Source organism: Paraliomyxa miuraensis (assembly GCF_026337845.1).
GTDB lineage: Bacteria > Myxococcota_A > Polyangia > Nannocystales > Nannocystaceae > Paraliomyxa > Paraliomyxa miuraensis.
The window spans coordinates 14,518-40,353 of record NZ_JAOVZF010000133.1; the positions used below are offsets into that span (position 1 = coordinate 14,518).

The window sequence follows — 25,836 nt, forward strand, 5'->3', positions numbered from 1 at the left end:
TCGGTGGTTTTCGGTGGGCGCCTTGGCGCTCAGGACTTGCTTGGCATGGTGGGAGCCGCGCCGCCGGGGGCCTTGGCCTCGTTCTCGTACTTGCTGGGGCACTTGGCGTTCATGTCGTCCGACTCGAACACCTGACCCGAGTCGTCGAACTGGCCGATGAGCACCACCTCGCCGCCCTCCTGGAACGTGTCGGGCGGGATGTTGGTGAAGTGCACATCGATGCGCTCGCCGCCGTGCTCGACCGTGAAGCGATAGTCGCCGGTGGTCTTGCTCTTCTTGACCGTGCCCTCCACCACCGTGCCGTGCACCTTGATGGTGCGGTCGGCGAAGTGCTTGGGGTCGCTCGCCATCTTCTGCACGACCTGCTCGACGTAGAGGTACTCGAGCACGCCCTCGCCCGGGTCGCTGGCCACCATCACCGCAATGGCGCCAGCGAGCACCACGCCAATGCCGATCTTCGTTCCCGTTCCGAGTGCCATCGTCGTTCCTCTCTTCGTCCGTGTGCCGCGTGCCCGTCTCGTCGGGGTCGTCATGCGGTGGCTCGGGCTGGCCGCCTCAGCCGCCGATGCTCACCATGGCCTTGGTCGGGCCCCCGGTCCCGTCGATGTTAAACCCATGCGCGTCCCGCTTGGTTCCGAGCGCGGCGCGAACCACTCGCTCGAGTCGATCGGGGTCTTGGGACCTCAGGGCCGAGCGAAGATCACCGGTATCGTCGCGCGCGAGGCAGGCGTGGAGCTGGCCCGTGGCAGAGATGCGAAGCCGGTTACAGCTTGAACAGAAGTTCTCGGTGAGCGCAGCGATCGTGCCCAGGCGACGGCCGTCGAAGGCGCCCCCCACCGCACGCCAGTAGCTGGCGGGGCCCGCCCCGCGCACGCCCTCGCCCTCGTCGGGCACGAGCGCGGTCTGGAGGCCTTCCTCCACGCGGGCGCGGATCTCCGCCGCCGGCAGCAGCTCCCCCGGCACGTAGAGCTCACCCGACGCCATCGGCATTAGCTCGATGAAGCGCGGCACCACGTCGCGCTCCCACGCCCAGCGCACCAGCGAGGCCAGCTCGTCGTCGTTGAAGCCCGAAATCGCCACCGTGTTGATCTTGAGGGGCCAAAGGCCCGCTCGGCTGGCCGCCTCCACCCCCCCGAGCACGCGCTCCAGGGTCCCGCGCCGGGTGATCCGACCAAAGCGCTCGGGGTCGAGGCTGTCCAGGCTCACCGTCAGCGAGCGCAGCCCCGCCCTCGCTAGGGGCTCGGCCAGCTCGGCCAGGCGCTCGCCGTTGGTGGTCATCACCACCTCGAGGCGCCTCGCCGGCTCGACCGTGGGCAGCGCGGCCAGGCGCTCCACCAGGCTCACCAGTCCTCGTCGCAGGGTCGGCTCGCCGCCGGTCAGGCGCACCCGCGTCACCCCCCAGCGCGCGAAGGCCTCGCACACCCGCACCACCTCCTCGAGCGACAGCACGTCCGTGCGCGGGCCGTAGACGAGCCCCTCTTCGGGCATGCAGTAGGTGCAGCGGTAATTGCAGCGGTCGGTCAGCGAGACCCGGAGGTAGCGGACCGTCCGGGACTGGCGGTCCATCAACGCGCCGCCGAGGGCGACCTCGGAGTCCGGCGATGCGGTCGATGGGCGGCGGAGCTGAACGAGCGGCAACGGTGCGTCCTCTCGGGTCGCCTAGCTTGCCACACGTGCCTCGCGACGGCATGTGACGGTGCACCGTCGGCTCCACCCGCGTGCGTCGAGGCTCACGGGGCCACACGACGCCCTTCGGCCCAGCGCGCAACTGCGCACCCTTCGGGGGCGCCCCTCTCGAAGCACCGGCGCCACGCCCTCATCAACGAGCAAGCCCAGGTCCTTCGACCCGGGCTCCCGTTCGTGCGGTCCTCGGGGGGACCGAACCCGACTCGCCGCCGGCTCAGTGGGCCGGGGGCGCCTCGGCGCTCGGGGCTCCCGCGGGCTCGGCATGCCCGGCCTCGCCCTCCGCGTGGCCAGCCGCTCCCTCACCATGGCCCTCGGCCGGCTCGGGCGTCGGCGGCGGCTCGCGGTCGTAGTTGTTGCGGAAGAACGTGCCCTGCTCCTCGATGAGCCGCGTGCGGCTGTTGAGGTCGAAGATCGTGAACGTGAAGAAGATCCCGACGAAGATGATGGTCGAGAGGAACACGAACACGTGGTAGCGATCGTCGTACTTGAGGTGCATGAAGTACATGCACACGAGCGAGGCCTTGGCCACCGCCACCACCATGGCAACCGGTAGGCTCGCGGGCCCCAGGCTCATGTACGACACGGCGTAGGTCAGGCCCGTGAGCACGAGCAGCGCCCCGAAGACCGCGTAGTAGGCCTTCATGGGGGAGATGTGCTCGTGGCACTCCTCGTAGCCCTCGACGGGCTTGCCGTGGAGGAAGAGGCGAGCATCGGCTTCGTCGTGATTGGCGTCGGACATGGTCTTGATCCCCTTGGTCCTGTCGATTCGCGGAACGGCCCTGCTCACCGAACCAGATAGAGGAGCGGGAAGAGGAAGATCCAGATGAGGTCCACGAGGTGCCAGTAGAGGCCCACGTTCTCGACCGGCGTGTAGTAGCTCGGGCCAAAGTGGCCCTTGCCCGCACGCAGGTAGATCCAGGTCAGCACGCCGATGCCGATGAGCACGTGGAACCCGTGCAGGCCGGTCATGCAGAAGTAGACCGCGAAGAAGATGTGGGGCGAGCCCTCGATGTAGTAGCCGTGGTCCCACGCGTGGTAGAACTTGCCCGGCAGCATGCCGTGCTCGATCTTCGCGGTGTACTCGAAGTACTTGACCACCATGAAGGTGAACGCGAAGCCGATCGTCAGCAGCAGGTTGCGCTTGATGGCGGGCTGATCCCCCACCTGGGCCGCGCGCACCGCCAGCGCCATGGTGAGGCTCGAGGTGATGAGCACCACCGTGTTGATGCCACCCGCGGTCTTGTTGAGGTGCTCGTGCGCCGCGAGCACCATGTCGGGGTAGTGCATGCGCACGATGAAGTAGGCGAGGAACAGGCCACTGAACATCAGGATCTCAGTGGCCAGGAACACCCACATGCCGAACTTCGCCGCGCCGGCCTGCTGACCGGGCGTATTGAAGTGGTGGGCCATGAAGGCGTGGGGCTCACCCGCGCCTGCGGGGCGATGCGCCTTGGGGCTGTCGTGGTCGTGGCTCATGGTCGAGTCGGCCCTAGGTGGAGATGGTGAAGAGGCCCGCGGCGGGTGAGTCGGGTGCGGGGGGCATGGCTGGCCCGGGGGGCATGGCTAGTGATGGTCCATGCCGCCCGTGCGGTCGATCTGCGGGAAGTTGTACGGATCGGAGTCGACCCGCGGCTGCCCATGGAAGTTGTGCTCGATCGGCGGGGTCTGGGTGCTCCACTCGAGCGAGGCACCGCCCCAGGTGTTGTCGGGCAGCGGCTCCTTGGGCGCGGCCGACTTGCGCAGCGACGCCAGCAGGTAGAACGCGATCCACAGGAAGCCGGCCAGCAGGATGTAGGCACCCACCGTCGACAGCACGTGCTGCTGCTGGAACTGCGGCACGTAGGTGTAGTAGCGGCGCGGCATGCCCTGCTGGCCCAGCACGAACTGGTTGAAGAAGGTCATGTTGAAGCCGACGAAGATGAACAGCGAGGCCCAGCGCGCCTGCTTCTCGTCGTAGTTGCGCCCCGTCATCTTCGCCCACCAGTGGTGCAGGCCGCCCACGAACGCGATGATGGTTCCGCCCATCATCACGTAGTGGAAGTGCGCCACCACGAAGTAGGTGTCGTGCAGGTGCACGTCGACCGACAGCGTGCCCAGGAACACCCCGGTGAGACCACCGATGGTGAACGTGAACAGGAACATCAGCCCGTACAGCATCGGGGTGTTGAACTGGATGCTGCCCTTGTAGAGCGTCGCGACCCAGGAGAACACCTTGATCGCCGTGGGTACCGCGACCGCGAAGGTGAGGAACGAGAACACGATGCCGGCCAGCTCGCTCTGACCCGACACGAACATGTGGTGGCCCCACACGACGAACGAGATGATCGCGATGGCGACCGAGGACAGCGCGATGGCCTTGTAGCCGAAGATGTGCTTGCGGCTGTGGACCGCGATGAGCTCCGAGATGATCCCGAAGCCCGGCAGGATCATGATGTAGACGGCCGGGTGGCTGTAGAACCAGAAGAAGTGCTGGAACAGCACCGGGTCGCCGCCCATCGCCGGGTCGAAGATGCCGATGTTGAGCGTCCGCTCCATGATGAGCAGCAACAGGGTGATGGCGAGCACCGGGGTGGCCAGCACCTGGATCACCGCCGTGGCGTAGATCGACCAGCAGAACAGCGGCATGCGGTTCCAGGTCATGCCCGGGGCCCGCATCTTGTGGATCGTCACCATGAAGTTCAGGCCGGTGAGGATCGACGAGAACCCGAGGATGAACGCCCCGAACGTGGCCGAGATGACCGCGGTGCCCGAGAAGTTCGAGCTGTAGGGCGTGTAGAACGTCCAGCCGGTGTCGAGGCCGCCCGCGAACAGGGTGTAGATGAAGAACAGCGCGCCCAGGCTGTAGACCCAGAACGACAGCAGGTTCAGGCGCGGGAACGCCACGTCCTTCGCCCCCAGCATCAGCGGGAGCAGGAAGTTGCCCAGCGCGCCCGGCACCGAGGGGATGATGACCAGGAAGACCATCACCGCCCCGTGCACCGTGAACAGCTTGTTGTAGGTGGTGGCGCTGGTGGTGGGGTCCATCCCCAGCGCCGTGAGCACCCCGCTGATCTCCCCCGGTCCCGGCGTCAATAGCTCGGTGCGAAAGAAGATCGCCGCCATGCCGCCCACGAAGAAGAACAGCAGGGTGGTGGCCAGGTACATCAGACCCAGCCGCTTGTGATCGACGGTGAACAGCCAGGACTTGAGGCCCTTTTGCGCGACCAGGTAGCTGGGCTCGCGCTCGTGGCCGGCGTCGTGCGTGGACTTGTCGTCTGCCATGATCTTGCCTGCCCTTCTCGACGCTACTCGAGGGTCTTGATGAACTCGATGAGGGCCGCGAAGTGCTTCTCGTCGAGCTGGCCCTTGTAGCTCGGCATCTTGACCCCCTCGAAGCCCGCCACGATCTGGGCGTTGGGCTCCTCGACCGACTCCTTGATGTAGTTGTCGTCGACGAGCACCGTGCCCTTGTCGGTGGTCTCCTGCTTGCCCCACATGCCCTTCCAGCTCGGGCCCACCTTGGGCGAGCCGTCGAGCGAGTGGCATGCGTTGCAGCCGCGCCGCTTGTAGATGCGCTCGCCGAACGCGGCTAGCGGCTCGCCCTCCTCCTGCTCGAGCTTGCCGGCCTCCGCGAGGTACTCGCCGAACAGCTCGGGCTCGAGCACCTTGACCTTGCCGATCATCGCGGAGTGCTGGTCACCGCAGTACTCGGCGCAGTAGAGGTTGAACTCGCCGACCTGGGTGGCCTCGAACCAGAGGCTGGTGTAGCGGCCAGGGACCACGTCGCGCTTGACGCGGAACGCGGGGATGTAGAAGTCGTGGAGGACGTCCTCCGACGTCATGGTGAGCTGCACCGGCTTGCCCTTGGGCACCACCAGGGTCACCACGTTGTCGTCGACGCTGGAGGTCAGCTGCACGCCCGGGTAGTCGGGATAGTCGACCGTCCAAAACCACTGTCGGCCCGTCACGCGGACCTGCACCGCATCGGGCGGCGGCACCGTCTGCTTGAGGAAGTCGACCTCGCCCCACACGAAGATCCACACCAGCAGCACGGCCGGGATCGCGCTCCACAGGAACTCGACCTTGCCGTTGTGGGTGATCGAGCTGGTCTTCTGGTCGTCGGACTTCCGGTGGTACTTCCACATGAAGTACCCCTGCACGCCCATGATGAGCACGAAGAAGAACAGCGAGAGCACGACGATGAACAGATAGAGGAGGTCGGTCCCCTCGGCGAACGTCGACGCCTGGGGGAGCGTCGCCCACGGGTTGACCGTCTCCCACACTGCGTTCGCGCCCTGGGTATGGACGCTGGGATCGAGGACCTGGCCGGCCGTAGCCGAACCTTCCGGGGCCGCTGCAGCCGCTTCGGGGGCCATCAACATGCTGAGGATCATACTGCCTCCACCTTTCCCGGGGCAGCCACGCCGTCCCGGGAGTCCGTCCGACCGGGCCCTTCATGGTCGCCCACGGCGACCACGGACCCTTCGCGGAGAGTCGCTTGGCGACGCTCGCGCCGCCACAGGAAGAACATCACGCCGCCGAGCAACAGCGCGGTCAGGCCACCGCCAAGGCGCATGATGCCCATGGCGAAGGGGCCGTACTGGCCGATGGTCGCGTCGTAGCTGAAGCAGCTCAGGTAGAGCTGCTCCACGGGCCCGCCGATCTTGCCGTCGGCCGCCTCGTAGAGGCCGAGCTTGACGTCGAGCGGGTCGTAGGTGAGCCCGTAGACGTAGCGAGAGACCCGCCCGTCCGGGGTGAGGAACACGACCACGCCGGGGTGCGCGTACTGGTCCTGCTCGGCGTCGTATGCGTAGGCGATGCCCACTTGCGATGCGAGCGCGCGGATCTCCAGCTCGCTGCCGGTCAGGAACGCCCAGTCGATGTCGTCGCCCTTGCCCACGGCGTCGGCAATGGAGCCGCGCTTCTTGCGGGCGTCGGCCGGAGTCTCGTGGGGGTCGATGCTCAGCGTCACCAGTCGAAAGTCCTCGCCCGGCTCCCAGTCGACCTCGGCCAGCGCATCGGCGAGACCATTGAGCTGCACGCTGCACACCACCCGGCAGCGGTAGTAGTTCAGGGTCAGCGCCACCGGGCGCTCGCCATCGAAGAAGTCCGCCAGCGCCACCGACTCGCCGCGCTCGTCCACGAACCGCAGCCCCGTGTCGACCCGCTCGCCGCGATGGTCGGTGACCTCGATCGCCCGCATCTCGGGCGACAGCGGCTGGTCGGGCGCCGCGCTCGCCGCACGACACCCCAGCCCGGCTGCGAGAGCCAGACCGAGCGCGGCGAGATGGTGACGGATGGGTCGCATGGCAGAGACGGATTCCTCCGGATGGCTACGGGGCAGCCTTGCCCTCGGCCGGTGCCTTGCCCTCGGCCGGCGCCTTGCGCTCGGCCGGTGCCCTGCCCTCGGCCGGTGCCGCGGGCGCAGGAGCCTGGGTGGGCGGCACGAGGCCTCGCTGGATCCTCTGCAGTTCCTCCGGGCTCAACCCACCGGGGGCACCAGGCTGGCCAGGCACGCGAACCGGACGCTGCGGCATCCGCCCCATCGGCAACGGACCCCTGGCGCCGCGCGGCTGGGCCTTGGGCGCATTGGGATCGGGGCTCTGCCAGCCTGGGTACGGGGCCTGAGCCTTGAAGTACGTCGCCGACTGCTCGAGCACGCGCTTGCGCGCCTCCGCCAGCGGCATCTGAGTACGGCGGTCCTCGTGCAAGCCCTTGCCGGGCAGACCGTCGTCATCGGTCATCTCCACCACGACCCAGCCCTTCTCGAGCGTCTCCATCTCCTGCCGGTACTCGGCGAGCTGGAACGAGACCTTGGCGTTGCGGGTGTCGAGGATGCTGTCGACCTGGCGGTAGAACAGCTGGACCACGCCGATGCATGCGACGAGGGTGAGCGCCGACAGTCCGAAGAGCAGGTTGAACAGCCTGCTGCTCGGCATCTTGTCGACCTCGTGCGCGCCGTGGTCGTGCCCGTGGCCTTCCTCGTGACCGTCCCCATGGCCGTGTTGGTTGTCGTGGTCGCTCATGGCTTCGTCCTTCAGGCGTCCGAGCTCACGCGTTCTCGTGGTTGATGGACTCGAGCAGGCGCGGGTCCTTGACGGGGATGAGGGCGTTCTTGCACGTCGCCCACGTGAACACCGCCAGCACGATGCCGCCGATGCCCAGGAACGTCAGGATGTCGCTGGCCCCGAAGTGGAGTTCGAAGACGCCCAGCTCCGCGGCATGCACCGGCTTGATGAGCCAGGTCATGTCGATGAACTCGGCGACCATGATCCACACCGACCAAAACGCCAGGGTCTTGGGGTTGCGCTTGATCCGGCGCGACATCAGGCCCAGGAACGGGAGCACGAAGCGCGCGAACACCAGCACCAGGCTGAGGGTGAGGAACGACCCCTGACCACGGTAGGAGAACCAGTGGGTCTCTTCGGGAATCGACGCGTACCAGATCAGCATGTACTGGGAGAACGCGATGTACGCCCAGAACACGGTGAAGGCGAACATCATCTTCCCGAGGTCGTGGAAGTGCTCGGGGGTGACGACGCCGCGCAGATGGCCGGAGCGGTGCAGCAGGATCACCACCAGCGAGAGGAACGCGTGGATGAAGCTGACGCAGCCGGCGAAGTAGTAGACGCCGAAGATCGTCGAGAACCAGTGCGGGTCGAGCGACATCAACCAGTCGAACGCCCCGAAGGTCAGCGAGAAGGCGAACACCGCCACCGAGATCGGCGCGATCCACCGCATCTTGTGGGTCAGCGGGAGCGGGTCGGCCGCGGTGTCCTGCTTGGTGGACCAGGTCCACAAGAGCCCCGCCAGCGCGGCCCAGGCCACCACGTAGACGACCGCCCGCGCCTTGAAGGCGCCCTCGTTGAGGTAGCCCCGCTTGGCGGCCAGCATGGTGTCGTTCAGCACCGCCGGGTCGTCGAGGTGGGTCCAGTGATAGAGCTCGTGGGCTCCCAGGAACACCACCGGCAGCGCCAGCAGGCCGCACACCGGAAGGGTGAGCATGGCGTTCTCGGCCAGGCGCCGCACCACGACCGACCAGCCGGCCCGGGTGCCGTGCTGCACGACCACGAAGAACAGACCGCCCATGCCCAGCGCCATCCAGAACATCAGGGCGACCAGGTAGGAGAAGTAGAACTCGGCCTTGTGCTCCCCCATCATGAGGAAGCCCAGGCCCAGCCCGGCCACACCGATCACGCCGAAGACGGCGGGAAGACGGCGCCAGCCGGAGCGCTCGCCAATGTGGATCTCGTCGTGGCTCGGCATGCCACTATCGTGCGCGCTCACTGGATCCTCCGGGGGCGTTGATCGGCCATGGCCGCCGCGGCTTGCTCGGGCACGTCGCTCGGCTCGGCGTTGCTGGCAACCTGTAGGGTACGGACCCAGGCCGCGATGGCCCAGCGGTCCTCCACTGGGATCTGCGACTTGTAGCCCTTCATCGAGCCCTTGCCGTTGGTGGCCACGTCGTAGAAGTAGCCCAGCGGCACTGGCCGGAACTTGTCCTGATGGAAGTTGGCGGGCTTGACCGCAAAGCCACCGCCGCGGCGAGTGGCGGGTCCGTCGCCGTAGCCCATCTCACCGTGGCAGGGCTGGCAGTAGATGTCGTAGCGCTTCTGGCCGCGGTCGAGCAGCGCCGGCCCGAGCTCGAGGCCTGCGGGCAGCGCATCGGCGAGCGCCCCGTTGGGCAGCCGGCCCCGCCACATGTGGTCGTCTTCCTTGAGGTGGCCAACCGCCACCGTCTCTGGCACCGGAGGTCGCATCACGCGATGGTCGGCGAAGAAGTCGTTGCGCTCCTGCGCCTCGCCCCTCTCCTGGAAGTCCATGTTCTGCTGCAGGTGCACCGGGGGCTCGTCGGAGGGGTTGCCCCAACAGCCGGCCAATGCCAGACCCAACAGCAGGAGGGCCATTGTCGCGGCCTGTTCCCGCTCGGCCGCCTTCGGCGCCCGAAGGCCTCGTCGTGCGTACGCCATGGCTAGTCCTCGACCTCCTCGACGTGGAGCGCCCCCGTGGACTCGAGCAGCTCACGGGTTCGCTCGGGGTCGTACTTGGGATCGCGCGCCTCGATCGAGATGAAGAATCGATCGTCGGTCACGCGGCTGAAGCGGTCGCTGTTGAACAGCGAGTGGTAGAGCGTGGGCAGTCGGTTGAGGCCGAACATGCCGAACACCGCCCCGAACGAGCCCAGCAAGATGCCGAGCTCGAAGATCACCGGCACGAACGCCTGGTAGCTGTTGAAGGGCTTGGCCGAGATCACCAGCGGATAGTCGACCACCGAGGTCCACCACTGGAGCAGGAACCCCAGACCGGCCCCGGAGAAGCCCATCACGCACACGATCCAGGGGACCACCGAGGGGCGCAGCCCCATCGCCTTCTCCAAGCCGTGCACGGGGAAGGGCGTGTGGGCATCCCAGGCCCCGTAGCCCGCGTCGCGGACCTTCTCGCAAGCCTTGTAGAGCTCGCCAGGGGTCTCGTACTCGGCCAGCAGGCCGTAGACCTTCGGTCGCTTAGCCATCGCCCTTCTCCTCGTCCTTGCTGGAAGCCTTCTCGTCCGAGCCCTCGGTGTCCGACGCCTTCTCGTCCGAGCCGGTCTCGCCCGAGCCCGAACCCTCGGCGTCCGAGACCTTGGCGTCCGAGGCCTTGGCGTCCGACGCCTTGGCGTCCGACGCCTTGGCGTCCGAGGCCTTGGCGTCCGACGCCTTGGCGTCCGACGCCTTGGCGTCCGACGCCTTGGTGCCCGAGTCCTCGGTGCCCGACGCCTTCTCGTCCGAGCCGGTCTCGTTCGAGCCCGAACCCTTGGCGTCCGGGGCCTTGGCGCCCGATTCGTCGCTGCCGCCCGAGACCACCACCTTCACCGACTGGCTCACGGAGCGCTCGGAGACCTCCTCGTCTGCCTCTCCGTCGGCGCGGATGTCCTCGCGAGACTCCACCACGCCGACCGCGCTCTTGGTCACGTGCCGCTTGCGCTTGGGCTTGGCCGTGTAGTGCGGGTTGGCTTGCGGCATCACGCCCTTGACCTCCGAGATGGCGATCACGGGCAAGAAGCGCAGGAACAGGCAGAACAGGGTGAAGAACAGACCGAAGCTGCCGATGAGCAGCGACACGTCCCACGGGGTGGGCGTGAAGTAGTCCCAGCTCGAGGGCAGGAAGTCGTGGTGCAGCGACGTCGCCACGATCACGAACCGCTCGAACCACATGCCGATGTTCACGAAGATCGACAGCACGAACAGCGCGGCGGCGGACCGGCGGATCTTCTTGAACCAGATGAGCTGAGGCGTGATCACGTTGCAGCTCATCATCGTCCAGTACGCCCACGAGTAGTCGCCGAACGCGCGGTTCACGAACACGAACGACTCGTAGGGGTTGCCCGAGTACCAGGCGATGAAGAACTCCATCCCGTACGCGTATCCCACCAGGGTACCCGTCAGGAGGATGACCTTCGCCATGTTCTCCAGGTGCTTGACCGTGATGATGTGCTCGAGCTTGAACCAGCTCCGCAGCGGGATCATCAGCGTCAGCACCATGCCGAAGCCGGAGAAGATGGCGCCCGCGACGAAGTAGGGCGGGAAGATGGTGGTGTGCCAGCCCGGCAGCTGCGAGACCGCGAAGTCGAACGACACGATCGAGTGCACCGAGAGCACCAGCGGCGTGGCCATGGCGGCCAGCAGCAGGTAGGCGGCCTCGTAGTTCACCCAGTGGCGGTGCGAGCCACGCCAGCCCAGCGCGAAGATGCCGTAGGCGATCCGCCTGATCTTGGTCTTGGCCCGGTCGCGCATGGTCGCGATGTCGGGGACCAGGCCCACGTACCAGAACAGCAGCGACACCGTGAAGTAGGTGCTGACCGCGAACACGTCCCACAGCAGCGGGCTGCGGAAGTTCGGCCACATCTGCATCTGGTTGGGCAGCGGCAGCGGCCAGTAGATGGCCCACACGCGACCGACGTGGATGGTCGGGAACAGCAAGGCGCAGATGACCGCGAAGATCGTCATCGCCTCGGAGGCCCGGTTGATCGACGTGCGCCACTTCTGCCGGAACAGGAACAACACCGCGGAGATCAGCGTCCCCGCGTGGCCGATGCCGACCCAGAACACGAAGTTGACGATGGGCCATCCCCAGCCGACGGGGATGTTGTTGCCCCACACGCCAACGCCTTCCCACAGGAGGACGGCGAGGCTGATGCCGAGCACGCCCAGCATCGAGAGCGAGATCATGAAGGCGATCCACCAGCGCCGGTGCGGGATCTCGATGGGTCGAGCCACCGCCTCGGTGATCTCGGCAAACGTCGGTTGACCCTGGACGAGCGCCATCCGCCCCTCGACGGGGTCGATGTCGTGCTCGTGGGTGGTTGGGATGTAGTGGCTCATGGCGGCGCCTACACCAGCTCCGGGTTGGGGTTGCGAATGCGCGCGAGGTAGGAGGTGCGCGGTGCGTTGTTGAGGTCGCGCAGCACCTGGTAGTCGCGGCTGTTGGCCTTGGCCTTGCTCACCGCCGACTCGGGGTCGGCCACGTCGCCGAACATGATGGCTTCGGCGGGGCAGGTCTGCTGGCAGGCCGTCACGATCACGCCGTCGGCGACCTTGTCCTGGCCGGCCACGTGGGCCTCGATCTTGGCCTGATTGATGCGCTGCACGCAGTACGTGCACTTCTCCATCACGCCGCGGAAGCGGATCGTGACGTCGGGGTTCTTCTGCAGCTGCCGCAGTCGGGCCCCGTCGGGATCATCGGTCCAGAATGAACCGGGCCGAAGATCGATGTTGTAGTTGAAGAAGTTGTAGCGCCGCACCTTGTACGGGCAGTTGTTCGAGCAGTACCGCGTGCCGATGCAGCGGTTGTAGGCCATGTCGTTGAGGCCCTCGGGGCTGTGCGTGGTGGCGGCCACCGGGCACACCGTCTCGCATGGCGCGGCCTCGCAGTGCTGACAGGCCATCGGCTGCACGACTGCGGTGGGGTTGTCCTCGTCGCCGCGGAAGTAGCGGTCGATGCGAATCCAGTGCATCTCGCGACCGTTGGACACCTGCTTCTTGCCCACGATCGGGATGTTGTTCTCGGCCTGGCACGCCACCACACAGGCATTGCAGCCGGTGCAGGCATTGAGGTCGATGCTCATGCCCCACTGCTGCTTGCCCGTGAGCTTGGGCGGATCGAACAGGTGGTGGAGCCGCTCGGGCGGCATCAGGTTCGCCTTCTCGACGAACTCGGGATCCTCGGTCCACTCGTCCTTGGTGGCTTCGAGCACGATCGGGCGCTCGGGGTAGTCGAAGCCCATCATGGACGGTGGCTTGAGCCGACCATAGTCCTGGGTGCTCACCAACAGGTGGCTGCCCCCGGCCTTGGCCACCGAGCCTCCCGCGAACCAGGCCAGCGAGCCGTCCTCGGCCAACGGGTGGATCTGGTAGGTGTCGAAGCCCACGTCCTTGGCGACCGCGCCCCAGGTGTGGCCGTAGCCGATGTTGATCGAGATCGTGTCCTCGGCCTGCCCCGGAGCCACGAAGGCGGGAATGGTGAGGCTGCGGCCCTCGATCGTCACCGTGAGCAGATCGCCGTCCCTGACTCCCTGCTTGGCGGCCGTCGCGGCGCTCAGGAGCGCCGCGTTGTCCCAGGTGAGCTTGGTGATCGGGTGGGGCAGCTCCTGCATCCAGCCGTTGTTGCCCATCGAGCCGTCCCCGACCTTGGGGCTCCAGTGCAGGTCGATCTCGATGCCCTCGACCGGCTGGCGGCCGCGGGCCACCGCATCGGGCAGGGCCTTCCAGTCGAGTACCGGCAACACGGGCTCGCGCGGAATGCCGGACACCACGCCGTCGTGGACCCACCGATTCCATCGCTTGTCGGAGAACTCTCCACCCAGGCGCTCGGCGTAGCCGAACTTGACCACGCTGAAGCCATCGAGCATCGAGCCGCTGGCCACCAGGCCCAGCCACTCCGTGATGCTCCACGTATCGTGCAGCGGAGCGATGAGCGGCTGCTGGATCGACACGGTGCCGTCGATGGCCTGCAGATCGCCCCAGGCCTCGAGCCAGTGCGACACGGGGATGTGCCACTTGGCGACCTTGCCCGTCTCGTCGCGGTAGAGGCCGAAGTGGACCGTGGTGAGGCCGGCCAGCTTGTCGCCGAGCCCCAGCGAGGCCGGGGTGTCGAAGGCCGGGTTGGTGTCGAAGCAGAGCACCGCCTCGATCTCGGTGGCGGCCGCCAGCGCCGAGACCGGCTCGAGCGTCTGGGCGTCGCGGTCGAACAGCCAGCGCTGCCCGTTGCCATTGTTGCCCAGGCCGGCGTTGATGAGGCTGCCCAGCGCGTGGACCCACACCGGCTGGCGCTCGCCCACGAGGACGGCGCCCTTGCCCTTGTTGTCCACCAGATCCTTGGCCAGCGCCTTCACGAAGGCCCGGGTGGGCTCGTCGAGGCTGGGCTCGGGCAGCCCCGCCACCACGCCCTGTGCAGTGGAAGGCCAGCTGACTTGGCCCTCGAGCGCCTTGGCCAGACCGATGAGGGCGTCACCCACATGGCTTGCCTTCATGCGCAGGCGGTGGTCGGCCATGGTGCCGGTGCCGGTGAGGTGGGACTCCACGACGTAGAGCCGGCTCATCTCGTCGGTCGAGCGCTCGAGCCGGCGGGTGCGCGACCACTCCCGGGTGAGGCGAACGTGGTCGATCTCGAGCCCCAGGAAGTCGGCATCGGCTGCGAACACCACCTTGGCGTCGGCCAGCGAGTAGAACGAGCGCGCACCCGCTCCACCCACCATCTCGGAGGCCGAGATCGCGTGGGCCGGGGCCATGGGATCGTCGACGAACACGCGTGCCTGCGGCAGACGCTGGCGAAGCTGGGCGAGCTGGTAGCGCTGGGTCGGCGAGAGCACCTGCCGCAGCACCAGCGCCAGCCCCTGCCCCTGCTTGGCCACGAAGCCATCGACGAGGGAGGACACGGCGTCCTTGGTCTGCGTCCAGTCGCGGATCTCCTCGCCTTCGAGGGGCAGACGGGTGCGATCGGGATCGTAGAGATCGAGCACCGATGCCTGGGCGAATACGCTGGCCGCCCCCTGCGACCCGGGGTGCCGGGGATTGCCCTCGATCTTGGTCGGTCGCCCGTCCTGGCTCTCGACCATCACCCCCAGCACGCTGCCGAGCTCGGGGACCGCGGTCGAGTAGTAGAGGGGCTTGCCCGGAATCAGATCCTCCGGGCGCTCGCTGAACGGAAGGATGTTCTCCTTGGGCTTGCGAATGCACCCGGTGGTGGCGGTGGCTCCGGCCAGAGCCGCCGACGCCCCCATGACCCCGAAGAACTTTCGACGGGACAGGGACTCGGCGGGACGCTCTGCGGCGCCAGGCGGGAATTCCTTCCAGCTGTCGGCCTCTTCGTCGTGCGACAGGGCACGATGCTCGAGGCTACGCCAGTAACCGTGACGGTATGCCTTGAGGTCTCTCATCGGTGACACCCCGAGCAATGCAGCGGTGGGTTGACCTGCCGCGTGCGAGCGGGATCACGCTTGGGATCGTAGTCCTCGGCAGCGGGGTCCCAGTTCATGTTGGTGACTTGGTCGAGGGGCCGGAGGTTGGGCTCCGGGTTGCGGTGACAGTCGAGGCACCACCCCATCGACAGCGGCTGCACCATCTCCACCACGACCATCTTGTCGACGCGGCCGTGGCACGACGCGCAGCCGACCCCGGCGGCCAAGTGGGCCGAGTGGTTGAAGTAGGCGTAGTCGGGGAGCTGATGCACCCGCACCCACTCGATGGGCTCTCCGGTCTGGTAGCTCTCGCGCACCTTTCGCAGCCGCAGGCTCTCCGTCTTGACCTGCTCGTGGCAGTTCATGCACGTCGCCGTGGGAGGAATGGCCGCGTGAGCGGAGCGCTCCACCGTGTTGTGGCAGTAGCGGCAGTCGATCCCCATGTCGCCGGCGTGCAGCTTGTGGCTGTACGGCACCGGCTGCTCCGGCCGGTAGCCCACGTCGGTGTAGCGGGGAGAGAACCAGTATGCGACCGCGAACACGAGTCCCGCCCCAACGAGGGGAGCGAGCACGCCAATCGCGATCGGAATGTTGTTCGTCCAACGAGGAAAGATCGCCGGCACGGTCGTTCACCTTTGCTCGGGGGACCCTGTGGCCCAAGGCCCCGTTGCTTCCATGGGCACCGCGTGTGTCACGCTGTTGGCGGCGCGGACCCTAGCAATTGCGCCATGGCCCCGCAAGCGCGACGAGCATCCTCGTTCGCATCGGGGGGCCGCAAAATTGGCAAGGTCCTCGGGCGCTCGAGGGCCTCCCCGACCGGCCAAGGCCGCGGTCCGGTGGGGACTGCCAAAACGAGTTGCGCGATGTCTCATGTCGGGCTGGCCTCCCCTCCCGCGGGCACCTCGGAGGACCAGCGAGCCGAGAAGGTCTTGAGGAATTGGATCACCGCATGGCGATCCTCGTCGGGCATGCCATCCCATGGGGGCATCCCCGTCCCTGGTATGCCGCGTCGAATCACGAGGTCGAGATCGGCATCGGTGGGGAGGGATCCCTGGGGACCCGACACGTGCTCGAACGCGGCCTCGCGGAAATCGCGGGGAGGCCGGTCCAGCGACCGTGACGCGTTGGCGCGACCCGAGCCGTCCGCTCCATGGCAGCTCACGCAGTAGAGCCCGTACACTCGGGCTCCGCGCTGCAGGACCTCGGGAGCCACCGTCCGACCTCCCAGCACCATGGGCTCGGTGAAGCGAGGTGGGGGATCACCACATCCCCCCACGCCCAAACAAGCCGCGAACGCGAGTCCCGCACCGCCGACGATCGACCAGGGCAAACGAAGGGACATGAAACGGGTGGGGCTGGGCGCGAACGCGAGGGTCCTCACCGACCCCGCTCCATTTCGGCCAGCACGTGCTGGGCTCGTTCGAAGATCTCATCGGTCCCGTGCTCGTCGCTGATGCCGTAGAAGCCTCGTACCCCGCCGTCCCCGTCGATCAACGCGAGCTTGGTCGAGTGCGCAATGTCGTAGGCCACTCCCTGCTCGTCCGCCTCGCGGTCGCCGACTCCGAGCTTGAACCCGTGCCGGACCAGCCGCAGGACCGCGACGGGCTCGCCCGTGACGAAGCGCCAGTGCTCCGAGTCCACCCCTTGCGCTGCGAAGTGAGCCGCCAGGACCTCGGGCGTGTCGTGCTCGGGGTCGACGGTGAACGAGACCATCTCCACGTCGACCCCATAGCGGTCGAGTCGCTGCCGGAGCTCGTCCATGGCCCGGGTGACCGCGGGGCAGCTGCTGGGACACGTGGTGAACACGAAGCCCGCCACCCAGACCTTGCCCCGCAGGGTCTGGGGGTCGAAAGGACGACCGAGGTGGTCGACCAACGAATAGTCGCTGGGCAGCGTGAACATGACCGGCGGCGGCTCGGGGACGTGTCGCAGGCGTCCGCTACACCGCAGGGCCGTGATGCTCACCGCACCAACCACGAACGCCATCACCCAGATGTGGCGGCGAAGCCACTCGAGCCAGCCGGGTCGGCGTAGGTCGGCGGGGGGTCTCATTCGCAGTCCTTGGGGCCTTTATATAAGGAGGGCACGGGACCTCATGAGAGCAGGGCCACGTCGATGGCGAGCACCGCGGTCAGCGCGGGCAGGTAGACCAGGGACGCCAGGAAGTACCCACGAGCCCAGCGGGCCCCCGCATGATCGTCGAGGCCGGTGAATGCCCACCCCAAGAACCCCATGCCCAGGATCATGGCGGCGGCGAGGTAGAAGAATCCGGCCACGCCCAACGGGGTGAGCATCAGCGACAGCGGTACGAGGGCTCCGGCCCAGGCCACGGCCTGGATCTTGGCGACGGCATCACCGCGCACCAGCGGCACCACGCGGATCCCGGCCCGGGCGTACTCGGCCTTGCGGTAGAGCGCGATGGCAATGAAGTGAGGAATCTGCCAAACGAGCAAGATCCCAAACAGCACCAAGCCGCCCGGATCCAGCGCATCCGTGACCGCCGTCCATCCCAGCAGCGGCGGCACGGCGCCCGGAATCGCCCCGATGACCAGGGCCAGGGGCGTGCGTCGCTTGAGCGGGGTGTAGACGAACACGTAGGAGAGGATCGCAAAGGTCGCGAGCCCAGCCGCGAGCGCGTTGGCGAACACCCCGAGCACGATCACCGAGAGCAGCGACATCAGCACCGCAAAGCCGAGGGCAACCGACGGCGACAAGCGTCCCGCCGGCAGCGGGCGACGCCGGGTCCTCGACATCAGCGCATCGCTGTCGCGCTCCCACCACATGTTGGCTGCGTTGGCCCCCCCCACCGCGAGCGCGGAGCCGATCACCACGGCGATGCTCGACGACCAGCCGATCGAGCCAGGTGCGAGCACCAACCCTCCCGCCGTGGTCAGCACGCACATCCGCGTGACTCCCGGCTTGGTCAGCGCCCACAGATCGTTGGCGCGAGCCATGCTAGAGGGCCACTCCCTTCTGATCGTGGCGGCAGTAGCTGTCGAGCGTGCGGTAGGCGTCGGCGCAGACGCACTGCTTCTTGTTGCGGCACGGGGTCCCGCGATCGAGGCAGGACAGGTAGACCCACTGGGCCTTGGCCGAGCCAAGCTCGATGGACTCGCACGCATCCTTGCGATCGCGACCGACCAGGCAGTGAGTCATCACCTGCGGCACTCCGTTGTCGCATAGAGGCTTGTTGGCCTCGCAGCGAGCGTGCCATTCGATCACGGCATCGATGCAGCCCTCGACGTCGAGGACGGGACCCTTGCGATCCATCTCGGTCAGCGTGACCGCGAAATGGTCCTCGGAGACGTCGTACCGCCAGTACGCCGCGACCCCCATCACGACGACCACGATCGCCATGATGCCCAGCACCAAGCGAAGGCTGGGCCCAGAAGTCTCGAACTCCGGGCTCGTCACGCGGGGGCAAGCTAGCGCGGTGCCCAACATCGGTCAACGTGGCATCCCGCACGTGTTTCACCCGTTGGAACACCGTCCAGGGCCTTTCCAACGGCCGGTGAGGGACCGGTGAAACGCCCGATGGAAGGGGTCGGTACATGCGCCCACCAGGACCATCGAGGCGCTCGTTGGTGGCGACCAGAGTCGAGGCTAGAGTCTCGGGCCACGCATGGCCGCGCGCGATCGGTGGGCATGGAAGCCCGTAGTGGAGGGACACTGGTGGACGGTGGCCTCCGCGGTCGCCGCCCGGCTTCGCCCGGTGCCAATCCCGCAGTCGAGTTCGTGGAGCACGTGGGTCGACGATCCACGGCTGGGACCCGTGCGACTCCACGGCCGGCTGCACGAGGGCGGAGCGAGCACCTTGCTGCTGGTCGTGCACGGTTTGGGCGGAGAACCCGACAGCCCCTACTGCCGCCGGATCACACCGCTCGCCGAGCAGCGTGGGTGGGCTTGCTTGCGGCTGGCGCTGCGGGGAAGCTCGGGGGATGGCGAGGACCTCTACCACGCCGGACTGGGCAGCGACCTGACTCACGCGCTGGCGGACCCGACGCTGCAACGCTACGACCGAGTGCTGGTGCTCGGGTTCTCGCTGGGTGGCCACCTCGCGCTCCGGATGGGGCTCGCCCCAGACCCGCGCGTCGTGGGCATCGCCGCGATCTCCTCCCCTCTCGACCTCGCCCTGGGCTGTCGGGCCATCGATCGCCGGAGTGCCTGGCTCTACCGTCGACATGTCCTTTCGGGACTCAAGCGAGGCTACCGACGGACCGCCGCACGACGAGCGCTCGCAAGCGCCGTGGACGAGGTGGTACGCGTTCGAACGCTGCGCGAGTGGGACCGGCTGGCGGTGGTTCCGCGCTTTGGCTTCGGCGATGTCGAGGCCTACCACCGAAGCCAAAGCGTCGGACCACGTCTTGGCGAGCTGAAGGTGCCGGGGCTCTACGTGGGCATGCGGCATGATCCCATGGTGCCGCGCTGGACGGTGGAACCGAGCCTGAGCACGGACCTTCGATCCCTCGACGTTCGGTGGTTGGACGGCGGCCACGTAGCCGCTCCCGGGAGCTGGGAGGGCGAGGTCCTCGCCTGGCTGGACCGCCAACGTCCATACCGCTGATGGTTCGACTCACCTCCAGTGCCCGTGGCAGCCGGCTGCTACGCTCCGCCCAATGACCGCCGCCACGCGTCTACGAGTCGCGTTGATCTCGGATGTCTTCTTCGACCACGATGCAGACGCTCGCCTGCGCGCCCGGCTGACCCAGGCCAAGGACGGAGGTGCGCAGTTGGTCGTGCTCCCCGAGCTCCCGCTGCTGCCCTGGGTACCCGCGACACGAGACGTTCGTGACGAGGATGCCGAGCCTCCTGGCGGTTCGCGGCACCAACGAATGGCCGTGGCCGCCGCCGAAGTGGGCGTGGCCGTGCTGGGGGGAACGATCGTCCGCGATCCAGCAAAGGGGCGACGCGAGAACCATGCGATCGTGTTCGATGCCGAAGGCCACGAGCGTGGCCGCTACGCCAAGCTGCACCTCCCGCAAGAGCCCGGATTCTGGGAGGCCGACCACTACGAGCCTGGCCCGGGTTCCTTGCCGCTGCTGGCCTTGCACGGGATACCGTTCGGAATCCAGATCTGCTCGGACATCCATCGGCCCCAGGGGACCCACGTGCTCGCGGCCCGTGGTGCACGGTTGATCTGTCATCCACGCGCCACCGAGCCCGAGACGTTCGATCACTGGCGATTGGTGATGCAGGCAACGGCCAGAACCTCCTGCACGTGGATCCTCTCCGTCAATCGCCCGGCCCCGGAGCAGGGCGCTTCGCTCGGAGGGCCATCGATCGCCATCGATCCCGCCGGCACCGTGGTGGTGGAGAGCACCGAGCCCCTCGTGTTCGTGGACGTGGACACGGGCCGCAACGACGAGGCAATCGCGAGCTACCCCGGCTACCTCGCGGTCCGCAGCGATGTCTACGCCCAGGCGTGGACGGAGACCCTCCCGCGTGGGCTCGACCGCGGTCGCGCATGACCCCTCACGACGACCCGTCTCCCGGGATCGTGATGTCTGCCGCGTAGAGCCGTGGCTCATCGATGTGCGTCGCGATTGCGTCGGCGCAGCGGTCACGGAGTCGCACGATGTCGGCGATGGTGGTGCCCTCCCCGCGCATGGGCTCGAGCACCTCGACCTCGATGGGTACATGCCGAGGAAGCCAGGTGCCATCCCGCAGTGCCTTGCGAGAGCCCCGCAGCACCACCGGGACCACGGGACTTCCGGTCTCGCACGCGAGGCGAAACGTCCCCAGCTTGAACGGTCGCATGCCGACGTCGGAGGAGAAGGTCCCCTCGGGAAACAACATCACCCGCTCTCGCCGTCCGAGGAGCGCGACGACCTCCTCGAGGGCAACCTGCGAGCGCACGGCCGAGTGTCGGTCGATGAACACATGACCCATGCGCTCGAGCACCGGACCGAGGAAGCGATTGGACCGTAGCTCGCCCTTGATCACGAAACGCAGGTGGGTTGGCAGCGCGGCCGTACAGATCAGGAAGTCGAGGTATCCGCAGTGGTTGGCGCAGAGGATCGCACCGCCCTCGGGGATCCGCGCTAGACCCGTGACCCGAGGGCGCAGACCGGTGAGCCACAGCGCAGCTCGAGCTTCCCATCGAGCCAGCCGACGAGAACTCGCCGGGGTCGGGCACAGGCGGGCGACGAGGGCCGCGACGAAGCAAGAGCCGACGATCACGACGAACGCGTAGGCTCCGTAGAGCGCCCGTACCACCCGCCGCAGGACCTGAGCCATGCGGGAGGGCAATGCCCGTACGAAGAGCCCTACGGCCTGCCGGGCCACCGAACCGTGGCCCCGCTCGATCGTTCCCGTGAGGTAGAGCTGTCGGCTCTCCCGGCGACGGATCTTGCCGCTGGACGTCTTGGGCACCGCCCCCGGACCGACCAACACCACGCGATCGGGAGGCACCCCCACCCGCGCAGTGATCGCCTCGATGACGCGACCGACGAGCATCTCGCGGGCCAGCGGCTCCTGCTCGCGGGTCTCTGCGATCACGACGATCTGCTCGGTTCCCGTGCCCTCGTCCCGAACCGCGAACGCCGCCACGCATCCCTGGCGAATGCCCGAGACCGTCGCCGCCGCCGCCTCGATCTCGTGCGGATAGTAGTTGCGGCCCCCCTTGATGATGAGATCCTTGACCCGTCCGGTGATGAACAGCTCCCCCTCGGCCAGATAGCCGAGGTCGCCAGTATCGACCCAGCCGTCGGCCCGCTGGACCTGGGCCGTGGCGTCGGGCCGCCGAAAGTAGCCCTTGAACGACGAGGGGCCGCGAAACCACACCGTGCCCTGCTGGCGCTCGGGCACCGCCTGCCCACGCTCGTCGACCACCTGCACCTCGTGCTGGGGCACCGCACGGCCCACCCCCACGAACTCGAGCGCATCCACACCTTCGTCGCATGGTAAGGCACGTCCTTCGGCCTCGAAGATCCCGCGGTCGACACGATCGATCCGCGGTGCTCGAAGCACGGGAGGGAACGTGACGGCCACCATGTTCTCGGCCAAGCCGTACGCGCAAAAGATCGCCTCCCGGCGAAACCCAGCCGGAGCAAAGCGCTCGACGAAGCGATCGAGGGTCGAGGGGAGGATCGGCTCGGAGCCGTTGAGGATCGCACGCACTTGGCCGAGCCGAAGCCGACTCACCATCTCCTCATCGATTCGCTTGACGCACAGATCGAACGCGAAGTTCGGCGCCACGGAGGCCGTTGCTCCGTACTCCGTGAGTGCGAGCAGCCAACGCTCGGGTCGGGAGAGGAACGCCATGGGCGACATCACCACGGTGGGCACGCCGAAGTAGAACGGCATGAGCCAGCCACCAATGAGTCCCATGTCGTGGTAGAGCGGCAGCCAGGTCACGATCACGTCCTCGGGCGCCAGCGCACAGCCGGTCGCGGCCGCCCGAATGTTGGCCAGCACGTTGGCGTGGGTCAGCTCCACTCCCTTGGGATCGCCCGTGCTCCCCGAGGTGTACTGGATGAGCGCCGTGTCCTCCGCCGAGAGTTCGACCCGCGCCCCTGCCTCGTCACCAGGCTCGGCACCATGACCGAGGATCGCGTCGACCGAGAGCACGTGCTCGACGGAGGTCACGCGATCTCGCGCGAGCCCGGCAACCCGTGCTGCGCGATCGAAGGTGACCAGGACCTGGGCCTGCGCATTGTCGAGGATCTTGGCGCAGCGCTCGAGGTACTCGGCGATTCGATCGAGCCGAACCGGCGGATAGAGCGGCACGGGAACGCCTCCTGCGAGCAGCACCCCCATGAACGTGGCGAAGTAGCCGATTCCGGTGGGCAGCATGATGGCAACGCATCGCCCGTGCTCCAGCCCTCGTCGCCGTAGCGCTCGTGCCACCGTCATCGACGCGGCATGCAGGGCCCGGTAGGAGATCGGGTCGGCCGTGTCGTCATCGCCATGCAGCACGATGTGCACGCGATCGGGCTGGACCCTCAGGTGATGCTCGAGGACTTCCACGAGGGTGACCGCATCGACCGGCGCCGGAGCCGGCGACTGGGATGGCAACAGAGCGACCCGCTCCTCGGGACTGGTCGGCGCCACCGCGGACACCACGGCGGCCTCGGGCGATCTCGCCGCGAGCAGCGAGGCGAGCAGCTGCCGTGGCGTGTCGATCACGCCGATCGCCTCCTCTGGTAGGCGCACGCCGAACGCCTCACCCGCACGAACCGAGAGCTCCACCCGCTCGAGGCTGCCGAGTCCCAGCTCGCGCTCGAACGAGACCTCGGGCGACACGTGCCCCAGACCCCGACCATCGCTCACGTCGACCACGACCCCGCGGACCACCTCCAGCACGCGCGCCATGTCCCCCCCGGGCATGCCAACCTCGGCCACTTCACCCCCGGGCCTGTCCCCCCCGGGCATGCCGCCCTCGGCCACTTCACCCTCTGGGAGCTTCTCGACGCCCTCGGACATCCGCGCAGCCCGATGCTAGTCGTCCACCGACGACTCGACGCAGTGCAAGGCGTCGGGCGAGCCCCACTCACGTACGTTGACGAACACGGCGGCCACCCTGCCCTGCTCGTCCACGAAGTAGGTATCGGGGATCTTCTCGCTCCCGAAGTCCTCATGCTGCTTGGTCGTGTCGTCCCACAGCACCTCGACCGGCGAATCGAACAGCGACATCCGCTGCAGGAACGGATCGATCTCGTCACGCTCCTGATCGATGCTCACGGCGAGGACGGCGATCTGCCCCTCGCCGTCCTCCTTCAGGCGATGAGCGAGCTTGGCGACCTGCGGCCACTCGGTGATGCACGGCTCGCACCACGTCGCCCAGAAGTTGAGCACGACCAGCTTGCCCCGGTAGCTCGAGAGCCGAACGTCATTGCCCTGAAGATCCTCGAGCGCGAGATCCGGGGCTTCCCATACGGCGCGAGACTTCTCGGTCAGCGTGCCCGGTGTGGAGCCATCCGCGTCCACGAGCCGAACCTCCACGTCGACGAGCTGTGACGCCTCGAACCTCACGTCGGCGCTCAACGCGGCCTTGCCCGGCGCCCTCACCTGGATCTGCTGCCAGCCCTTGGGCGCGAACACGGTGAAGGTCCCGTCCGGTCGTACTCCGACCGGGCTCAGGGTGCGCCCGCCGAACACCGGTACGAGCTCGGCGTTGGCCACGGGCGTGCCGTCCTCGTCGACGACGACTCCGGTGAGCCGGGCTTGCAGCGGCGCGAGCGACCGGCACGGCGTCTCGTTCTGCCGTGGAACAGCCGTGCGCAGCGCAGAACCGAAACCCAGCACGAACGCAGCCGCGATCAGCACGTAGGTGCCAAGGGCCACCGTCCCCAGCGCGTCGATGCGCGTAGCACGAGTCGTCGAGGCACCCTGAGCCATCTCGTCAGCCCCCTCCTGCCGCTGCCGCGGGCTCTGCCTCGGCCGGGCTGCTCGCGGTCGTCCGCTCCTGCTCGATCAATGCATCGAACGCGGCGACCGACTGTGCTCCCCCAATGAAGCGACCGTTGACGAACGAGGCCGGCGTGCCGGTGACGCCGACCTGACGCGCCAATGTCTCGTCCTCGACGATCATCTGGTCGATGGCCGGATCCTCGAGATCCCGACCGAACTGATCCATGTCGAGCCCGATCTGCGCGGCGATCCCTTCGAGCTCGTCGGCATCGAGCTTGCCGCCCTTGTCGAACAGGGCGTCGTGCATTGCCCAGAACTTGCCCTGACGATGAGCCGCCAGCGCGGCCTTGGCCGCGGGTCGCGCTGCGGGGTGCATGTCGAGCGGGAGCTGCCGGAACACGACCCGCACGTCCTGGTGTCGCGAGACCAGCTCGTGCATGGTGGGCGCCAGCCGGGCACAGAACGGGCACTGGAAGTCGGAGAACTCGACGACCGTGATCGGAGCGTCGTCGGGCCCGAGGCTCGGCCGCCCTCGTCCGGCCGTGATGGGATGGCGCTCGTCCGGGTCGGGCCCGTTGCGAGGCTTGGCGCGCTGGGCGGGCGCGTCCTTCATGAAGTGCTCGTAGATCGCCCCCCGAGGCGTTCCCTGGGCGATCAGCGACTCGGCCTCCTCACGCTCGGAGTCGATGATCTTCTCCCAGTGATTGCGAGCGAGGGCCCCTCGAATGTGGCGACCGTTGATCACGAAGTGCGGCGTGGACCCGATGCCCAAGCGCCCCGCCGCGTACCGATCGGCCTCGATCGCCTCACCGGCGGCCTCGCTGACCATGTCGTGGCGAAAGCGTTCCACGTCGAGCCCCAGGCGCTCGGCGACCTGCTCGACATCGTCGAGCTTGCCCCCCACCGAGAACAGGTGGTCGTGCATCTCCCAGAACTTGCCCTGCTGCTGCGCGGCCCATGCGGCCCGGGCCGCGGGAATGGCGTTGGGGTGCATCGGCAGTGGGTAGTGCTTGAAGATCAGGCGGACGTCGTCGTGGTCGTCGAGCGCGTCCATCAAAGGCTCGTGGGCACGCTGGCAAAACGGGCACTCGTAGTCGGAGAACTCGATGATCGTCACCAGCGCATCACTGGGCCCCTCTTGAGGCTCGTGGCCCGACAGCTGCACGCGATAGCGCGTTCGATCTTCGAAGCCCTGCCATGCCGCCTGCTGATCCGCGCGATGACGCTTGATCGCCTGGCAGCTGTAGAATCCCACCGAGAGCGCGATCAAGAAGCCAAGGATGCCCAGGATGGGCTCCATGCGGCTCGCTTCCTTGGGACCTCCCGCCCTGGGGGGCGGCTCCGGGGTCCTTGGCGCCTCGTCGTCGTGATCGGCCATGATGCCC

The 25,836-nt window shown here is 67.6% G+C and carries 22 protein-coding genes and 1 pseudogene; 2 read left to right on the forward strand and 21 right to left on the reverse strand.

All coding sequences use genetic code 11. The features are described 5' to 3' along the window. Window positions 1-29: 29 nt before the first annotated feature. The 18 genes and pseudogenes from OEB96_RS04415 to OEB96_RS04500 all read right to left on the reverse strand — a co-directional run bounded on the left by OEB96_RS04415 (window position 30) and on the right by OEB96_RS04500 (window position 18,514). Window positions 30-479: a cytochrome c maturation protein CcmE gene (locus OEB96_RS04415; RefSeq protein ID WP_266214173.1), complete on the reverse strand. Its 450-nt coding sequence runs from the start codon at window positions 477-479 to the stop codon at window positions 30-32. Window positions 480-555: 76 nt separating this feature from the next. After that, window positions 556-1,638: a GTP 3',8-cyclase MoaA gene (moaA, locus tag OEB96_RS04420; RefSeq protein ID WP_266214174.1), complete on the reverse strand. Its 1,083-nt coding sequence runs from the start codon at window positions 1,636-1,638 to the stop codon at window positions 556-558. Between the two features lie 262 nt (window positions 1,639-1,900). Further along, window positions 1,901-2,425: a cytochrome C oxidase subunit IV family protein gene (locus OEB96_RS04425; protein ID WP_266214175.1), complete on the reverse strand. Its 525-nt coding sequence runs from the start codon at window positions 2,423-2,425 to the stop codon at window positions 1,901-1,903. Window positions 2,426-2,469: 44 nt separating this feature from the next. Continuing rightward, window positions 2,470-3,162: a cytochrome c oxidase subunit 3 family protein gene (locus OEB96_RS04430; RefSeq protein WP_266214176.1), complete on the reverse strand. Its 693-nt coding sequence runs from the start codon at window positions 3,160-3,162 to the stop codon at window positions 2,470-2,472. An 87-nt stretch (window positions 3,163-3,249) separates the two neighbouring features. Beyond that, window positions 3,250-4,947, reverse strand: coding sequence for a cytochrome c oxidase subunit I (locus OEB96_RS04435; RefSeq protein WP_266214177.1), 1,698 nt, complete (start codon window positions 4,945-4,947; stop codon window positions 3,250-3,252). Between the two features lie 23 nt (window positions 4,948-4,970). Next, the gene (gene coxB, locus OEB96_RS04440; RefSeq protein ID WP_266214178.1) at window positions 4,971-6,047 is read right to left on the reverse strand and encodes a cytochrome c oxidase subunit II; all 1,077 of its coding nucleotides are present in this window, start codon (window positions 6,045-6,047) and stop codon (window positions 4,971-4,973) included. Between the two features lie 8 nt (window positions 6,048-6,055). Further along, window positions 6,056-6,973 (reverse strand): SCO family protein, encoded by a 918-nt coding sequence (locus OEB96_RS04445; RefSeq protein WP_266214179.1) that lies wholly within the window; start codon window positions 6,971-6,973, stop codon window positions 6,056-6,058. Window positions 6,974-6,998: 25 nt separating this feature from the next. Then, window positions 6,999-7,691, reverse strand: coding sequence for a hypothetical protein (locus OEB96_RS04450; RefSeq protein WP_266214180.1), 693 nt, complete (start codon window positions 7,689-7,691; stop codon window positions 6,999-7,001). A gap of 25 nt (window positions 7,692-7,716) precedes the next feature. Continuing rightward, complete coding sequence (locus tag OEB96_RS04455) at window positions 7,717-8,931, reverse strand: hypothetical protein (RefSeq protein ID WP_266214181.1); 1,215 nt, start codon at window positions 8,929-8,931, stop codon at window positions 7,717-7,719. A 17-nt stretch (window positions 8,932-8,948) separates the two neighbouring features. Beyond that, entirely contained in the window at window positions 8,949-9,635 is a 687-nt protein-coding gene (locus OEB96_RS04460) for a c-type cytochrome (RefSeq protein ID WP_266214182.1), read from the reverse strand. A 2-nt stretch (window positions 9,636-9,637) separates the two neighbouring features. After that, window positions 9,638-10,177 carry a DUF3341 domain-containing protein gene (locus OEB96_RS04465; RefSeq protein ID WP_266214183.1) on the reverse strand — a complete coding sequence of 180 codons (540 nt, stop codon included), beginning with the start codon at window positions 10,175-10,177 and terminating at the stop codon, window positions 9,638-9,640. A 496-nt stretch (window positions 10,178-10,673) separates the two neighbouring features. Next, window positions 10,674-12,026: pseudogene (gene nrfD / locus OEB96_RS04470) on the reverse strand (NrfD/PsrC family molybdoenzyme membrane anchor subunit); the annotation flags it as partial. Between the two features lie 8 nt (window positions 12,027-12,034). Next, window positions 12,035-15,079: a Fe-S cluster-containing hydrogenase gene (locus OEB96_RS04475; RefSeq protein ID WP_266214184.1), complete on the reverse strand. Its 3,045-nt coding sequence runs from the start codon at window positions 15,077-15,079 to the stop codon at window positions 12,035-12,037. After that, entirely contained in the window at window positions 15,076-15,672 is a 597-nt protein-coding gene (locus OEB96_RS04480) for a cytochrome c3 family protein (protein ID WP_266214185.1), read from the reverse strand. The genes OEB96_RS04475 and OEB96_RS04480 overlap by 4 nt, the downstream gene beginning before the upstream one ends. A 296-nt stretch (window positions 15,673-15,968) precedes the next feature. Further along, entirely contained in the window at window positions 15,969-16,313 is a 345-nt protein-coding gene (locus OEB96_RS04485; RefSeq protein WP_266214186.1) for a c-type cytochrome, read from the reverse strand. Window positions 16,314-16,477: 164 nt separating this feature from the next. Next, window positions 16,478-17,152, reverse strand: coding sequence for an SCO family protein (locus OEB96_RS04490; protein ID WP_266214187.1), 675 nt, complete (start codon window positions 17,150-17,152; stop codon window positions 16,478-16,480). Between the two features lie 41 nt (window positions 17,153-17,193). Continuing rightward, complete coding sequence (gene cyoE / locus OEB96_RS04495; protein WP_266214188.1) at window positions 17,194-18,054, reverse strand: heme o synthase; 861 nt, start codon at window positions 18,052-18,054, stop codon at window positions 17,194-17,196. 1 nt (window position 18,055) lies between these two features. After that, complete coding sequence (locus tag OEB96_RS04500; RefSeq protein ID WP_266214189.1) at window positions 18,056-18,514, reverse strand: hypothetical protein; 459 nt, start codon at window positions 18,512-18,514, stop codon at window positions 18,056-18,058. A 208-nt stretch (window positions 18,515-18,722) separates the two neighbouring features. Between OEB96_RS04500 and OEB96_RS04505 the strand changes: the two genes are divergently transcribed. Then, complete coding sequence (locus OEB96_RS04505) at window positions 18,723-19,664, forward strand: alpha/beta fold hydrolase (RefSeq protein ID WP_266214190.1); 942 nt, start codon at window positions 18,723-18,725, stop codon at window positions 19,662-19,664. 52 nt (window positions 19,665-19,716) lie between these two features. Next, entirely contained in the window at window positions 19,717-20,568 is an 852-nt protein-coding gene (locus tag OEB96_RS04510) for a carbon-nitrogen hydrolase family protein (protein ID WP_266214191.1), read from the forward strand. Between the two features lie 4 nt (window positions 20,569-20,572). On the opposite strand, the gene OEB96_RS04515 is transcribed toward OEB96_RS04510, so the two are convergent. From OEB96_RS04515 to OEB96_RS04525, 3 genes are read right to left on the reverse strand one after another with little or no spacing between them, the layout of a single operon-like run. Further along, on the reverse strand, window positions 20,573-23,524 hold the full coding sequence (locus tag OEB96_RS04515) for an AMP-binding protein (RefSeq protein WP_266214192.1): 2,952 nt from the start codon (window positions 23,522-23,524) through the stop codon (window positions 20,573-20,575). A gap of 15 nt (window positions 23,525-23,539) precedes the next feature. Beyond that, window positions 23,540-24,439 (reverse strand): redoxin domain-containing protein, encoded by a 900-nt coding sequence (locus OEB96_RS04520; RefSeq protein WP_266214193.1) that lies wholly within the window; start codon window positions 24,437-24,439, stop codon window positions 23,540-23,542. A 4-nt stretch (window positions 24,440-24,443) separates the two neighbouring features. Next, window positions 24,444-25,751, reverse strand: a complete 1,308-nt coding sequence (locus OEB96_RS04525; protein ID WP_266214194.1) for a DsbA family protein — start codon at window positions 25,749-25,751, stop codon at window positions 24,444-24,446. Window positions 25,752-25,836: the final 85 nt, after the last annotated feature.